Source organism: Acinetobacter sp. ANC 4862 (assembly GCF_004336635.1).
GTDB lineage: Bacteria > Pseudomonadota > Gammaproteobacteria > Pseudomonadales > Moraxellaceae > Acinetobacter.
In genome coordinates, this window is record NZ_SJXH01000011.1 from 58486 (window position 1) to 74141 (window position 15656).

Below are 15656 nucleotides of genomic sequence, written 5' to 3' on the forward strand. Positions count from 1 at the left end.
CTACTTGGAATGTCATCGAATCGGGGTATATTCAAAAGAGAAGCCTAGGAGAATGAAAAAAATGATTCAACAAATTGATGCTCCACTGCGTGAGGACGTACGCTTACTTGGGAACTTATTGGGAGAGACCCTCAAGGAACATGCAGGTCAAGATTTGTTTAATCAGGTCGAACAAATTCGTGCCCTGTCTAAAGGTGCACGTGATGGTCAGGTGGAAGCAGAAAAACAACTCGAACAACTGTTCTTAAGTCTGGAAGATGAGGAAATTCTTCCCCTGACGCGCGCATTTACCCACTTTCTGAATTTTGCCAATATTGCCGAACAGTACAATGTGGTTCGTAGTCGTCGTAAGAGTGAATTTGATGAAAATGCCCCTTCACCCAATCCGCTCGATCATCTGTTCCAAAAATTTAAAGACCATGAAATTTCATCAGACACTTTATTCAAGCAAATCTGTGAACTGAAAATTGAATTGGTGCTCACGGCACATCCGACTGAAGTCAGCCGTCGTACCCTGATTCAAAAATATGACGATATTAATGATTGCCTATTTAAGGCAGATCAACAGAAATTGACTCCACGTGAACGCAAAGCGGTACTCGAAGAACTCAAACAACTGATTTGTTCAGCCTGGCAGACCGATGAAATTCGTCAGCACCGCCCAACCCCGGTTGATGAAGCGAAATGGGGCTTTACCACCATTGAACAAACCTTGTGGAATGCCGTACCTAAATTCGTGCGTGAACTGGATGAAATGGTTGAAGACCACTGTGGTCAGCGTTTACCCTTAAGTATTGCACCGGTTCGTTTTGCTTCATGGATGGGCGGTGACCGTGATGGCAACCCGAATGTCACGCATAACATTACCCAGGAAGTGCTGTGGTTATCGCGCTGGAAAGCGGCCGATTTATACCTGCGCGATATTGAAGACCTGCGTTGGGAACTGTCGATTCAGAACGCAAGCCATGAACTGATGCAGGCGCTGGGACATCCACATCCCGAACCGTACCGCGAATATCTGCGTGATACTCGTGAGCGTCTAAAAGCAACTCGTCACTGGCTGGCTCAAAAATTACAAGGCCAAGAGGCCGACGACAGTCTGGTGATTAAAAGCAAAGATGAGTTATTACAGCCGTTGCTACTTTGCTACCGCTCATTGATTGCTTGCAACCTGCCTGAAATTGCCAATGGCAAACTGCTCGATTTTATCCATCGGGTCAACTGTTTTGGCATTGAGTTGCTAAAACTGGATATTCGTCAGGAATCAGGTCGTCATCGTCAAGCCATTTCAGCCATTACCGAATATTTAGGTTTAGGAAATTTTGAAACCTGGACCGAACAAGCGCGTCAAAACTTCTTGTTGCAAGAATTACAAAGCAAGCGCCCATTGCTGCCGAAACATTTGAATGAGCCTGAACAAAGCCTGATTCAACATCCAGATGTGCAAGAAGTGTTTGCCACTATGCGCACATTAGCGGAACAGCCTGAAGAAAGTTTAGGTGCTTATATTATTTCGATGGCTGAATATCCAAGCGATGTATTGGCGGTTTTATTACTACAAAAAGAAGCCGGCATTAAACATCCCTTACGTGTGGTTCCATTATTTGAAACGCTAAAAGATTTGGACGGCGCAGCCGACACCATGAATACCTTGTTCAATATGCATTGGTACAAACAGCATATTCAGGGCAAACATGAAGTGATGATTGGCTATTCGGATTCTGCCAAAGATGCCGGTTTTATGTCTGCCAACTGGGCGCAATATCGTGCGCAGGAAGAATTGACGGCAGTTGCACAAAAACATGCTGTGCAACTTACCCTGTTCCATGGTCGTGGTGGTTCGATCAGCCGTGGTGGTGCGCCAACCCAGCAAGCTTTATTTTCACAACCGCCAGGGTCTATTTCTGGTGCAATTCGTGTCACCGAACAAGGGGAAATGATTCGCTTTAAGTTCGGTCTGGAAGGTATTGCGCTGCAAAATTTAGAAATTTATACTGCAGCGACTTTGGAAGCAACCTTGTTGCCACCGCCAGTGCCTAAAGACGAATGGCGTCAGTTGATGCATACCATGACTGATTTATCGGTACAGGTCTATCGTGAAACGGTGCGTGAGAATCCTCATTTTGTGAAATACTTACGTACCGTCACGCCTGAACTTGAATTGCAGATGTTGCCACTCGGTTCACGCCCAGCGAAACGTAAAGTCAGTGGTGGGATTGAATCCTTACGTGCCATTCCGTGGGTGTTTGCATGGACCCAAATTCGTTTGATGCTTCCTGCTTGGCTGGGTACAGGGGCTGCGATTAATCAAGTAATTGATCAAGGTCAAAAACCCTTGCTCGATGAAATGTTGCAGCAATGGCCTTATTTCCAGACCCTTATTGATATGCTGGAAATGGTGTTGTCTAAAGCAGACAGTCATGTGGCTTTATATTATGAATCGCATTTAACCGATGATGAAGATTTAAAAATCTTGGGTGAACAACTGCGTCAACGCTTAAAAGATGCGGTACAAACGCTATTGGCTCTAAAAGGTGAATCGCAACTGCTTAGCAGTAACGAGGTACTGGATCAGTCCATGAAAGTACGTAAACCGTATTTACTTCCGCTACATTTATTACAGGCCGAGCTGATGAAACGTCGTCGTCGCTATTTAGCGGAATGTCAGGCCGAACATACTCCGGTCGATCACGCCTTGATGGTCAGTATTGCCGGAATTGCCGCAGGTTTACGTAATACAGGTTAAGTATTTCATCTGCACAGCAAAGCACATCTTCAGGATGTGCTTTTTTATTGCCCAGCAATTAGCAGAAAATATCATATTGTTTATAAGTAAAATAAGTATCAGTTATGAATAATGGACTGGCTCAATTACTCTATTAATACGCTGATTTAACGCTAATTTTCCAATAATAAAACTTTTACCATCCGGTAAAAAAACAAGAAAAGTCAGTACATTAATTTGAACAAAAATATTATTAAAGAGATTAAATCTTCTAAAAAACAAGAGTATGATGTGCACAATTTATCTTTTGAGCGCTCATTTTATGTCCAGCTGGTTTCCCAAATGGCGTCCTTATTCAGGTCAAATCGATGCACGTCCAGTCGGTACCAATGAGTATCTCCCTCCTGCTCAAAGTGTGGTCTTAGGTGTACAACATGCTTTTGCCATGTTTGGGGCAACGGTTCTTGCACCTTTTTTGATGGGTTTTGATCCGAATCTGGCGATTTTAATGTCGGGTATTTGTACCATTCTGTTTTTCTTGATTACCGGGGGGCGTGTACCGAGTTATTTAGGTTCAAGTTTTGCCTTTATTGGGGTGGTGATTGCCGCTACCGGTTATGCCGCGTCTGGTACAGGTGCACCAAATGCCAATTTAGCCGTGGCTGCTGGCGGCATCATGGCCTGTGGTGTGCTCTATGCCATTTTTGGCTTTATTGTCATGGCGACCGGCACCAATTGGATTGAAAAACTGATGCCTCCAGTCGTCACTGGTGCTGTGGTGATGATTATCGGTTTAAATCTTGCACCCGTTACGGTGAAAGGTGTGGCAGGCAATGACTTTAACATGTGGATGTCACTGGTGACCGTGCTGTGTATGGGCTCGATTGCGGTATTCACCAAAGGTTTATTGCAACGTCTCTTGTTATTGGTGGGTTTATTACTGGCTTACCTGACTTATTACATTGTTTCCAATGTCATGGGTTACGGCACAGCGATTAACTTTACCCCGATTCAACAGGCAGACTGGTTTGGTGTCCCAACTTTCCATTCGCCTGTATTTGATATCAATGCCATGCTCATCATTGCCCCGATTGCTTTGATTCTGGTGGCAGAAAACCTGGGTCATATTAAAGCTGTGGGCGCAATGACTGGTGAAAACCTCGACCCGCATATTGGTAAAGCCTTTATTGCAGATGGTATTGCCACCACATTATCTGGTGGTGTCGGGGGTCCGGGGATGACCACGTATGGCGAAAACATTGGCGTGATGGCAGTGACCCGTGTCTATTCCACCATCATCTTTGTATTTGCCGGTGTATTTGCCGTGTTCTTAGGTTTATCTCCTAAGTTTGGTGCAATTATTCACACCATTCCGACTGCAATTTTAACCGGTGCATCAATTGTGGTATTTGGTTTAATCACCATTGCCGGAGCGAAAATCTGGATTGAAAACAAAGTTGATTTCTCTAAAAACAAAAACCTGATGGTGGCTGCGGTTACGATTATTTTAGGAACGGGAGACTTTGCGCTGCAATTCGGTAGCTTCAACCTCGGTGGTATTGGTACGGCTACATTTGCAGCATTAATCCTCAACTGGTTCTTTAGCTTAGGCGATAAACCATAAATATAAATGCACATTTTTAGGCAGCCGCAAGGCTGCTTTTTTATGTCTGATACCAAGAAAATTTTAGTATGATGAGGTGAATTACACTTAGATGACACCCTACATGCGACTGGACTTTTTTGATCTACAGCTGTTGTTAAATATTGTGGACACAGGCAGTCTAACCAAAGGTGCAGAACGCTCTTCAATTTCCCTGCAAGCCGCAAGTGAACGGATTAAAAAAATAGAACAACAGTTTGCAGTGCCTTTATTTACCCGGCATGCTTCTGGGGTCAAACTGACTCTCGCTGGGCAAACTTTTACAGAGCAGGCACAGTTGCTAATCCAGCAAAGCAGGCAACTGCAACAGGTCATGGCAGCTTTTGCCGAAGGCTTAAATTCGCAAATGACGCTCTGGTGTAACTCGTCGGCACAAAGTGAATATCTTCCCCTGCTCCTTCCGCAATATCTGGTCGAAAATTCCAATATACAGATTGATTTAAAAGAAGCTGAAACGAACGATATTATTCAGGCACTGGAAAAAGGCACGGCACAATTGGGCTTAATTTCGAGCTTTTTTAATTCTGATCATCTACAAACGCTGGAATTTTCCGATGATCCTTTAGTGCTGATTTGCCCTATGAATCACGAACTAAAAGACAAATCAGCACTGCAATTAGTCGATGTGCTGCATTATCCCTTTGTCGGTTTAATGCAATATCATTCCCTGCAACAATCCATTGAAACGCAGGCAAAATTACTAGGCTGTGCAATTCAATACCGTTTACGTTTACCCAATTTTGCCGCGATTGCACAAGTGGTTGCCAATGGGGTCGGTATTGCGATTATGCCAAAACGCGCTGCCAGTCGTTTAAAGACGATTTACGCATTTCATCACATTGAACTGACAGGAGATTGGGCGAACCGTAAACTGTTATTGGCCGCTAAAAACTTTGATGAATTACCCGTATCCTACCAACATTTCAACCAGTTTTTACTTTCGAAAAAGTCCAAGTTGTTGATTTAATTTTAGCTATCAATTATCTCTGTTTAAGCACGAATTTAGATAATTCCAAACTGATGCAACACCATGTAACCACCAAAAATCACCAAGCCACAAAAGAACACTTTACGGAATTTTTGTTCTGGAATGCGATAGCGAATTTTTGTGCCCAGCCACATACCAACCAATGCCGGTAGCAATGCAATCAATGACATTTTATAGTCGATGGGAATATCCTCGACTGGATTCTGATTCAAAAAAACTGCGAGGCAAATGGTCGAAATGGTAAAAGCCAAACCTAAAGATTGCACCAGATCATCACGTTTTAAATGCAGTGATTGCAAGTAAGGGACCACCGGAATCACCACCACACCGGTTGCCACCGTCAGCGCACCACCTAGATAGCCCATAATCGGTGATAACCATTTTTCATGCGGTGCAAGGTTCGGCATATTTTTAGAAAATAGACCGTACAACCCATACAATGCCAGCATTCCACCAAGCAAAGCTTCACTTTGAAATTCACCCTGTCCGAGGGTAGGGAAAATGCTCCAGATCGAACCGACAATAATACCGAGCAATAAGGGCCAAAAGCGGCGAACCAATTTGAGTACATGACCTTCTGCAAACAGTTGCCAAAAGTTGGTGACCATCGAGGGAACTATAAGCAAAGTTGCAGCTTGGAATGGGCTGATAAAAATCGTCAACAAGCCCATGGAAACAGCGGGTAAACCTAGGCCAATAGTGCCTTTAATCATGCCGGCAATGGCAAATACAGCAATGACAAACCCAACCATGCTCAGCACTCTTCAAATCGTAGCGCTATGCTAAATGAATCGGGAAAATTGAAAAATCATTGTTTTTTGGAGTTAGCCTCAAGGAAAAATTGAGGCTTTTTGATACTTGAATGTTAAAAACATGAACTATAAATATGACAAAATGTTAAGTTTTGATTATTAATTGATCAATTAATTGCATGATTACATAAAAATTACATCAATTAATAACATATTGTTAAGTCTATCTTAACTGTATGATTTATGAGCTATCTTGTGTTTATTTTCTGGCCTGCTCGTAGCAATTTTAGCGCTTTTTTCGCCCCATATTTTCTTTTTTGAAGAGCAAAACGGGTGGATTTTCGAACAAAATCACTTTAAAGTACGCACTCCTGATGAGTAGGCGCTATGTAATAACATATCGTTTAAATAACTTTAAGGAAAAAATATTGGTATTTCAGTTCTGAAAAATGCTGTCTATTTTTTTCTAAAAGCAATTGAAGATAAGGTAGAGATTTAAGAATGATTTATGATGCACATCATAGCAATATGATTAATGCTGCAAACCAGAACACTGCAGTGATCTCCCAGAAATATCAAGATAATCAAGCAGGTTTAAGAGCCAAGAATCCACAGAAGAATAAAGGTATCCCCTATCTTGATGTGCGTAAATTCACGCAAAAGTTACATAGTATGTCGTCAGCCTCCAGTACTAAAAAATGTGCACGAAGCATTCGTATTGCACTACAGTCAGCAGGTGCCAGAATTGTGAACCATCCGGTGGCAGCTGCAGATTGGGGAAATACGCTTCAGACGATTGGCTATAAAAAAATCAATCCCTCTTTTAATAATCCGAAAGAAGGCGATATTTATATTATTCATAGAACCCAAAAGCATGTTTATGGTCATATTGCTGCCTATACAGGTCGCCAATGGGTTTCTGATTTCCGCCAAAACAGTCATGCGGTTTATAAGAATGATCAGGTGAACTATACCTATTACCGACTTGTGTAATAGAGAGACAGCGCAGTTCGAATAGACACCTTTTAAGGTGTCTTTTTTATAGTATGTTGGGCATTAGACTCAATCAAATTAGGGTCTAATCTCTTTTAACTCGCGTTGAATAAAACGCTGAATCATTTCTCTATATAAGTGTTCAACCAGATCCGGATCGGTTCCCAATTCAACCGCTTGTGCGCGCACTTTGCTAATCACCTGCTCAACCCGTTCCGGTGACTGCACATCCTGCACAGTACGTTTAAAGCGTACCGATTGATCAACATAAAATTGACGCGTTGCAATCATTTCAATCAGTGCAGTATCAATGGCATCAATCTTTTCACGGACTTGTTCTAAAGACTCACATTTTTCTTTCTTCATCTTTTCTATCATCATTTTCACTTTTATATTGGTCTTCTAAAACATTACTAAAAATACTTTCAATCATCCAGACCCGATACAAGCTATTAAACACATAACTTTGACCATCAATGCGAAGTTCAAGTACTGGGAAATCAGGCTGTGATTTCATTTCACAGAGTATGTCATTTTCTTTCAGTTTGGCAGTGATATCTTCATGGGTTAATTCATCGATCTCTAAATCACGTTGCATCTGATCGAAATGCGATTTAAACGACATGTCCTTGCCTTTGGTCCATACCGCCTGCAAAATACTATACATCGCTTCAACACGCTGCTCTTCAGGCACACTATAAAACAGTTGCGCCATCTCAAAAGTGGCAGACTGTGTGGGACGGCAAAACGGGGTAAATGTCACTTCTGTTCGTTTTGAAAGACGAGTCGCCAGACTCCAGTCAAATAGATCGCGTCCATGATAAGAAAGCGGATAGACATTCAGGTGAATATTATAATAGTTTGCCAGTTCTTCTTTAATATAGGCCAACAACAACCAGGAGATTGGATCTTCAAGTGCAATATACAAATCCAGTTCCGGATCTAGCGCCTGAATTTCATTCAGTTCTTCAGCATCACTAATTAAGTGTTCACACCAATCAATATGATTAATCAGAAAGATTGGATTTCCGGTCAGCAATTTTTGTTGTTTTAAACGACGCATCAGGCGAAGCAAATCATCAACTGCATGATATTTACGCTCGCCAAACTCAAAATAGCTAGCAAGAACTTCATCATCATTAAAAATACGTTCTGGAAAGTCTTGTGCTATGTGATGTCGGCTGGCCATGGCATGTAATGTACGTAATTTTCCATACTGTTTTTGCCACAGCATGTGGAATACATCTTCGAGTAAATAGAGAAAATCTTGGCCGCGTAATGGGGTATTGCGAAGGATGGTTTCTGCTTGTTTTATGGCATCAAGCGGCGGTTGTTCGGGGGTTTCATGGAAACTAAAGCGATGCTGTTTAGATAGGATTTTGGCATCGTTTAAGCAGTAATTTTGCCACTCAATTGCAGACATATTATTGGGGGGTTCTGCCGTTCGACTAGAAATAATGACTTTTAAAGGTTTGAGTTCATCACTCAAAATTTCTTCAAGCTCAGGTAACTGCTGTACAGCCAAATAACTGTACACATCATCCAGACGTAAATGGATACTTAAACCCTGTTCCGTAGATAACACCACTTTACGAGTCGGCTTTTGGTAAAACCAACGCGATCGAAGTGGATCAAACCAACGGCGCAACAGTGACATGAGATAAGCCTCGAAAAAAAACCCTTGTAGTGCTACAAGGGTTTATAACAATTTGTTAGGGAATGATCAATTATACATCTAAATTTAAATCCGTAACTGCCCCTTTTTCAGCCCCGGTAGTCAATTTAGCAAACTTCGCCAAAGCACCGTAGGTGTAATTGGGTTTTGGCTTCACCCAAGCGGCTTGACGTGCTGCCATTTCTTCATCGGAAATATGCAAGGTCATTTCTCGGGTTTCAGCATTAATGGAAATTTTGTCGCCATTTTTAACCAAACCAATCGGACCGCCTTCATAAGCTTCAGGGGTCACATGACCAATCACAAAACCATGGCTACCACCAGAGAAACGACCATCCGTCAGCAGCGCCACAGATTTTCCTAACCCTTTACCAATAATGGCTGAGGTGGGTTTGAGCATTTCTGGCATACCCGGACCACCTTTCGGTCCTTCACCACGAATCACCACCACTTCACCTTCTTGTACTTCACCATCCAGAATCCCGCGCATGGCACCGATTTCACCTTCAAATACCCGTGCCGGACCTTCGAAATACAGACCTTCTTTACCGGTGATTTTTGCCACCGCACCGGTTGGTGACAAGTTGCCTTTTAAGACTACTAAGTGAGAGTCTTTTTTGATCGGCGCATCAAATGGCAGGATGATTTGCTGACCTTCAGGATAATCTTCAACATCCGCCAGGTTTTCAGCCAAGGTTTTACCAGTCACGGTCAAGCAAGAACCATCGAGCATGCCGGCATTCAGCATACGTTTCATTAAAGGCTGAATACCACCAATGGCAATCAGTTCAGACATCAGATATTTCCCTGATGGACGTACATCTGCCACCACTGGAATATCCTTTCCGATACGCACGAAATCATCCAGAGACAGTTCCACCCCTGCGGTATGAGCCATGGCCAATAAATGCAGCACCCCATTGGTCGATCCACCAAGGGCAATCAGCACTTTAATCGAGTTCTCGAATGCCGCCTTGGTCATGATGTCACGCGGTTTGATGTCCAGACGCAGCAAGTTCATCACCGCTTCACCGGCACGCAGACAGTCAATTTTCTTCTCTTCTGAAACAGCTTCCTGTGCAGATGAACCGGGTAAGCTCATGCCAAGTGCTTCAATGGCAGATGCCATCGAGTTTGCGGTGTACATCCCTCCACAAGAGCCCGGACCCGGCAGTGCCACTTCTTCAATCTGTTTGACTTGAATTTCGTTGATCTCGCCTTTGGCATGCTGACCGACGGCTTCAAATACAGAGATCATGTCGGTATGGCCCGCGCCCGGTTTAATCGTTCCACCGTAAATGAACAAACCCGGACGGTTTAAACGTGCAAGTCCCATGATGCAACCTGGCATGTTTTTGTCGCAGCCACCAATCGCAATCACGCCATCATAAGCCTGACAGCCAACCACGGCTTCAATCGAATCGGCAATAATCTCACGAGAAACCAGTGAGTATTTCATTCCTTCGGTACCGTTTGAGATCCCGTCAGAAATGGTAATGGTATTGAAGATAATGCCTTTACCATTTGCAGCATTGACGCCTTTTTCCACTTCACGTGCCAGCCCATCAATATGCATATTACATGGCGTGACATTGGCCCAGGTTGAAGCAATACCAATAAATGGACGGGTAAAGTCTGCATCTTTAAAACCTGTGGCACGCATCATGGAACGTGCTGGTGCATTTTCAATACCTTCATATACCGGTGCTGAATGCTCGCGGATATTTTCTTTACTCATTATTTTATTCCTTGGCGATGACCGACTTTAAGCTTCAGTCTGTAGCAATTTATCCTAATATCATTGTATAGAATTAAACCTGCGCAATACAGCTTTCAGCTGTTTCTCTAGCATTTAGATACATGCCAAAGTCATCTGCAACTGTCCGAGGCAGGACTACAATTAATATTTACTGTTTCTGCGATATAAGTAAAAAATGCTAGTTTCGGACGAGTTTTGCAGATGAAAATGGTTTTGCCTACTTTTGCCGAAACAAAAGTAGGTCGAACCGAAGGTTATAAACTGCAATTAAACAATTTCCTTTAAGACTCCGTCGTGCTGAACCTATAAATCTCAAATAAAAAAAGCACCCCATCTGGGGTGCTTTTTTAATCTGTAAAAACTACAAATTAAATTTCACGTACCGCGCCTTTCGCCGCACTTGTGGTATGCATCGCATACGCTTTCAATGCTTTAGAAATTTTACGTGGACGTTCTTCAACTGGATGCCAGCCTTTCGCTTCTTGTACTTCACGACGTGCAGCCATGGTTGCTTCATCCACTGCCAAGTGAATAGTACGGTTTGGAATATCAATTTCGATCAAGTCGCCATCTTCAACCAGACCAATTTCACCGCCTTCAGCCGCTTCAGGAGAAACGTGACCAATAGAAAGACCTGATGAACCACCAGAGAAACGACCATCAGTCAATAAGGCACATTCTTTACCTAAACCTTTCGATTTTAGGTAACTGGTTGGATACAACATTTCCTGCATACCCGGACCACCACGTGGACCTTCGTAGCGGATCACCACTACATCACCGGCTTTAACTACACCACCTAATACTGCATCTACAGCGGCATCCTGACTTTCAAAGACACGTGCTGTACCATTGAATTTCAAAATAGATTCATCTACACCGGCAGTTTTTACAATACAGCCATCCAGCGCGATGTTGCCGTAAAGCACAGCCAAACCACCGTCTTTCGAGAAGGCGTGTTCTGCATTACGGATCACACCCGTTTCACGGTTGCCATCTAAAGTTTGATAGTAGCGATCTTGCGAGAATGCAGTTTGAGTCGGTACGCCACCCGGTGCTGAACGGAAGAATTGATACACTTCCGGATCTTCGGTACGGATGATGTCCCATTTATCCAAAGCGTCTTTGAGCGTTTTTTCATGAACCGTTGGAACATCAGTGATTAACAGACCTGCGCGGTCAAGCTCGCCAAGAATCGACATAATGCCCCCGGCACGATGTACGTCTTCCATATGCACGTCTTGTTTTGCAGGCGCTACTTTACAAAGTACAGGGACTTTACGCGATAAACGATCGATGTCGTCCATAGTAAAGTCAACACCTGCTTCATTTGCAGCAGCCAACAAGTGCAGAACCGTATTGGTTGAACCGCCCATCGCTATATCCAAAGTCATGGCATTTTCATACGATGCTTTGGTGGCAATTGAACGTGGAAGAACGCTGTAATCGTCTTGTTCATAATGACGTTTAGTAATTTCAACAATCAGTTGACCGGCACGCTCAAAAAGCTTTTTACGGTTGGCATGAGTTGCAAGTGTTGAACCATTACCGGGTAAAGATAAACCTAAAGCTTCAGTCAAACAGTTCATTGAGTTGGCTGTGAACATGCCTGAACATGAACCACAAGTTGGACATGCCGAACGTTCGTATTCTGCAACTTCTTCATCGCTAAAGCTGTCATCTGCGGCCACAATCATCGCGTCAATCAAATCGATGGCTTTTTCATTGCCACGGATTTTGACTTTACCGGCTTCCATTGGACCGCCAGAAACGAATACCACTGGAATGTTCAGGCGCATTGCCGCCATCAACATCCCTGGAGTGATTTTGTCACAGTTGGAAATACACACCATCGCATCGGCACAGTGCGCGCTGACCATATATTCCACTGAATCCGCAATCAGGTCACGTGAAGGCAATGAATACAGCATGCCGTCATGACCCATCGCAATCCCGTCATCCACGGCAATGGTATTGAATTCTTTGGCTACACCGCCTGACGCTTCAATTTGACGTGCCACAAGTTGACCTAAATCTTTCAGATGCACATGACCCGGTACAAACTGAGTGAAAGAGTTGACCACCGCAATAATCGGTTTACCAAAATCTTCATCTTTCATGCCGGTTGCACGCCATAAGCCGCGTGCGCCAGCCATATTTCTTCCGTGTGTCGATGTTTTTGAACGATAGTCAGGCATTGTGTATTTCCAACAAAGTTTGTGCTCGAAATGAATTCTAGGATTCACTCTGGCTGAATGATACTGATATATAACGCTAAATCAGTCGAAATATAGACCTATCTTACTACAGCTTGCGGTTAAGCAAAGCCTCATAAGCATGATCTTTTATGAGAGAAATCTATGGATCTTTCGACGATTTATATAAAATAAACTGATACTGAAAGCTAATATAACGCCATAACACTGAATTAAATACAAAACTTTCATGAATAATTTTTTAATTTTGCATTACTTTATTTTATTACTGACCCATCCTAAATAAAGATCCAGCTTCAAAAAGCTTCGATAAGTATCTTAGTTTCAGTAGCTTGTGAGTTCATGTACACGACCTTAGGTCTGGCTCTGGTTTTGCCTTATAATAAGTTAAGTTTATTTGGAATTTCATGTGTGAAAATCATCTTTGCGGGTACCCCAGAATTTGCAGCTGTCGCTTTAAACGCGCTGTTAAAAACCGACCATGAAATTGTGGCTGTCTATACCCAACCTGACCGCAAAGCAGGTCGCGGGCAAAAACTTCACGCATCCGCCGTCAAACAATTGGCTTTAGAACACAACATTCCGGTTTATCAACCGCTCCATTTCAAATCATCGACTGAAGAAGGTTTGGCTGCACAACAGGAATTGGCTGCCTTGGGCGCGGACATTATGGTGGTGGCAGCCTATGGCTTGATTTTGCCGCAAATAGTGCTAGATACGCCTAAATATGGCTGCCTGAATATTCATGGTTCCCTGTTGCCGCGCTGGCGCGGTGCAGCCCCAATTCAACGTGCCATTGCTACAGGCGATGCCGAAACTGGCGTGACCATTATGAAAATGGCCGCAGGTCTGGACACCGGTGATATGATGTATAAAACCATCTGCCCAATTGAAGCCACAGATACTTCAGCCACTTTGCATGACAAATTGGCCATTCAAGGTGCAACTGCAATCGCCGCTGTTTTAGAGTCAGAAGAAAAACTGCAACACTATTTAGAAACGCGTGAAGTTCAAGATGAAGCTTTGACTGTCTATGCGCATAAATTGTCAAAAGCTGAAGCTCAAATTGACTGGTCAATCGATGCAGTACAAATCGACCGTAATATTCGTGCTTTCAATCCTTGGCCCGTGGCATTTATCGTACTTGATGAGCAAAACAACTTACGGGTATGGAATTCCAAATTATCCAATACCACTGCGGAAAATGCCCAAGTGGGTGAAATCATTGCGATTGATAAACACGGCGTACATGTTGCCTGTGCAAATAACACTGTAATCACGCTAACTGCTTTACAATGGCCGGGTGGCAAACCACTGAATGCCGTACAAATTTTACAAACTCAAAAACTGAATATCGGACAAATTTTATAATGAGACAATCTCCCCACGCCTCTGGTAAGACTTTAAACTTACGTGCTCAGGTTGTTAAAACGTTATTGGCTGTCCAAAATGGTCAATCACTGGCATCGGTGTTAAATCAACACATGAATATCGTGTCAGATAAAGACCGCGCGTTGTATCACGAACTGGTTCTTGGCTGTCTACGCCAGTGGCACGCATTGAAACAGGTGACTTTACCGCTGCTTTCTGTACCGCTTCAAAATGCAGTGGTTGAAACCTGTTTATATGTCGGTTTATATCAATTGTTGTGTACCCGTGTGGCTGCACATGCTGCGATTTCTGAAACGGTAGAAGCCAGTAAACAACTGGGTATGGAAAGTTTAAGTGGCGTGGTGAATGCCATTTTACGCCGTGCAACCCGTGAAACTGAGCAGTTCTACGATGTTCTAGAACAAGCATCGAATTTGCCAAGCTGGTTATCAAAACGCTTGAAAAAGGACTGGGGCGAGCAACTGGCTGAAATCAGCTACGAGCTTAAACAGGTTGCGCCACTGACTTTACGTGTCAATACCCGCCAAGTGAGCCGTGAAGAATACCTTGATATTCTGGAAGATGAAGGCATCGATGCACATCGTTGTGAACTTTCGGATGTCGGTATTGTACTGGATGAAAGTATTCATGTGCCTAGCCTGCCAGGTTTTGAAGCCGGCGGTTTTTCGGTACAAGATGAACATGCTCAGCTTTGCGCAAGCTTAGTGCCTAATCTGGACGGTAAATTTGTGATTGATGCCTGTGCAGCACCCGGTGGTAAAACGGCGCATCTTTTAGAGAAATATCAGCCGAAAAAACTGATTGCCCTCGACCAAGATGAAAAACGCCTTAAACGTGTGTCTGAAAACTTGGAGCGTCTGGTTCTCGATGGTAAACACGTTGAAATTATCACCGCAGATGCAGTGAAATGGACTGCACCTGAGCTTGCAGATTGCATCGTACTGGACGCACCTTGTTCAGCGATTGGGGTGATCCGTCGCCATCCAGACATTCGTTTACTGCGTCAGTCGGGTGATATTGCCAAAACTGTTCAGTTGCAAAAGCAGATTCTTGAAAATATGTGGCAACAGCTGAAAATCGGTGGCACCTTGCTGTACATCACCTGCTCGATTTTAAAAGCTGAAAATGAACAGCAAATGGTCGATTTCTTCGCTACTCATGCCGATGCGCAAGAACAAAAAATTGATGCTGACTGGGGAATTGAACAAATTCACGGTCGCCAATTACTACCACAAGTGGGTCATGGCGATGGTTTCTTCTATTGTCGTATCCAGAAAACTGCATAATGACATAACCGAGATGCAAATCAAAAAGGTGGCTTTTGAGCCACCTTTTTTGTGTCTATGTTTTTTAACTCTATGGTTTTTAAAAGACAAATTAAAGAGCACTAAACTAAGAGCTAAGGATGCCATGCTCCATTTCAGAAACAAAAAAGCCATCATCATAAATGATAATGACTTTCGTTTACAACAACAATCAGTTTATTTGAAGAT

At 43.2% G+C, this 15656-nt stretch carries 11 protein-coding genes; 6 read left to right on the forward strand and 5 right to left on the reverse strand.

Annotation, left to right across the window (positions count from 1 at the left end; translation table 11 throughout):
- The first annotated feature begins 61 nt into the window (after nt 1-61).
- The 3 genes from ppc to E0409_RS07080 all read left to right on the forward strand — a co-directional run bounded on the left by ppc (nt 62) and on the right by E0409_RS07080 (nt 5355).
- On the forward strand, nt 62-2746 hold the full coding sequence (ppc, locus tag E0409_RS07070; protein WP_131289190.1) for a phosphoenolpyruvate carboxylase: 2685 nt from the start codon (nt 62-64) through the stop codon (nt 2744-2746).
- A gap of 301 nt (nt 2747-3047) precedes the next feature.
- Nucleotides 3048-4349 carry a solute carrier family 23 protein gene (locus E0409_RS07075; protein WP_131289192.1) on the forward strand — a complete coding sequence of 434 codons (1302 nt, stop codon included), beginning with the start codon at nt 3048-3050 and terminating at the stop codon, nt 4347-4349.
- A gap of 103 nt (nt 4350-4452) precedes the next feature.
- Complete coding sequence (locus E0409_RS07080) at nt 4453-5355, forward strand: LysR family transcriptional regulator (protein ID WP_131289228.1); 903 nt, start codon at nt 4453-4455, stop codon at nt 5353-5355.
- Nucleotides 5356-5390: 35 nt separating this feature from the next.
- Here the strand turns inward: E0409_RS07080 and E0409_RS07085 are convergent, their stop codons facing one another.
- Nucleotides 5391-6128, reverse strand: coding sequence for a sulfite exporter TauE/SafE family protein (locus E0409_RS07085; RefSeq protein WP_131289194.1), 738 nt, complete (start codon nt 6126-6128; stop codon nt 5391-5393).
- A gap of 501 nt (nt 6129-6629) precedes the next feature.
- Here E0409_RS07085 and E0409_RS07090 point away from each other — a divergent pair.
- On the forward strand, nt 6630-7121 hold the full coding sequence (locus tag E0409_RS07090) for a peptidoglycan amidohydrolase family protein (RefSeq protein ID WP_086193974.1): 492 nt from the start codon (nt 6630-6632) through the stop codon (nt 7119-7121).
- A gap of 78 nt (nt 7122-7199) precedes the next feature.
- On the opposite strand, the gene E0409_RS07095 is transcribed toward E0409_RS07090, so the two are convergent.
- The 4 genes from E0409_RS07095 to ilvD (E0409_RS07110) form a co-directional block, all read right to left on the reverse strand.
- The gene (locus tag E0409_RS07095) at nt 7200-7487 is read right to left on the reverse strand and encodes a chorismate mutase (protein WP_067725683.1); all 288 of its coding nucleotides are present in this window, start codon (nt 7485-7487) and stop codon (nt 7200-7202) included.
- Nucleotides 7468-8778, reverse strand: coding sequence for a hypothetical protein (locus tag E0409_RS07100; protein ID WP_131289196.1), 1311 nt, complete (start codon nt 8776-8778; stop codon nt 7468-7470). Before E0409_RS07100 ends, E0409_RS07095 begins: the two co-directional genes overlap by 20 nt.
- 70 nt (nt 8779-8848) lie before the next feature.
- On the reverse strand, nt 8849-10534 hold the full coding sequence (ilvD, locus tag E0409_RS07105) for a dihydroxy-acid dehydratase (protein ID WP_131289198.1): 1686 nt from the start codon (nt 10532-10534) through the stop codon (nt 8849-8851).
- 389 nt (nt 10535-10923) lie between these two features.
- Complete coding sequence (gene ilvD / locus E0409_RS07110; protein WP_131289200.1) at nt 10924-12753, reverse strand: dihydroxy-acid dehydratase; 1830 nt, start codon at nt 12751-12753, stop codon at nt 10924-10926.
- A 429-nt stretch (nt 12754-13182) separates the two neighbouring features.
- Here ilvD (E0409_RS07110) and fmt point away from each other — a divergent pair, with 429 nt between their 5' ends.
- Together fmt and rsmB are read left to right on the forward strand one after the other, a co-directional pair.
- Nucleotides 13183-14142 carry a methionyl-tRNA formyltransferase gene (gene fmt / locus E0409_RS07115; RefSeq protein ID WP_131289230.1) on the forward strand — a complete coding sequence of 320 codons (960 nt, stop codon included), beginning with the start codon at nt 13183-13185 and terminating at the stop codon, nt 14140-14142.
- On the forward strand, nt 14142-15449 hold the full coding sequence (rsmB, locus tag E0409_RS07120; protein ID WP_131289202.1) for a 16S rRNA (cytosine(967)-C(5))-methyltransferase RsmB: 1308 nt from the start codon (nt 14142-14144) through the stop codon (nt 15447-15449). Before fmt ends, rsmB begins: the two co-directional genes overlap by 1 nt.
- Nucleotides 15450-15656 lie beyond the last annotated feature (207 nt).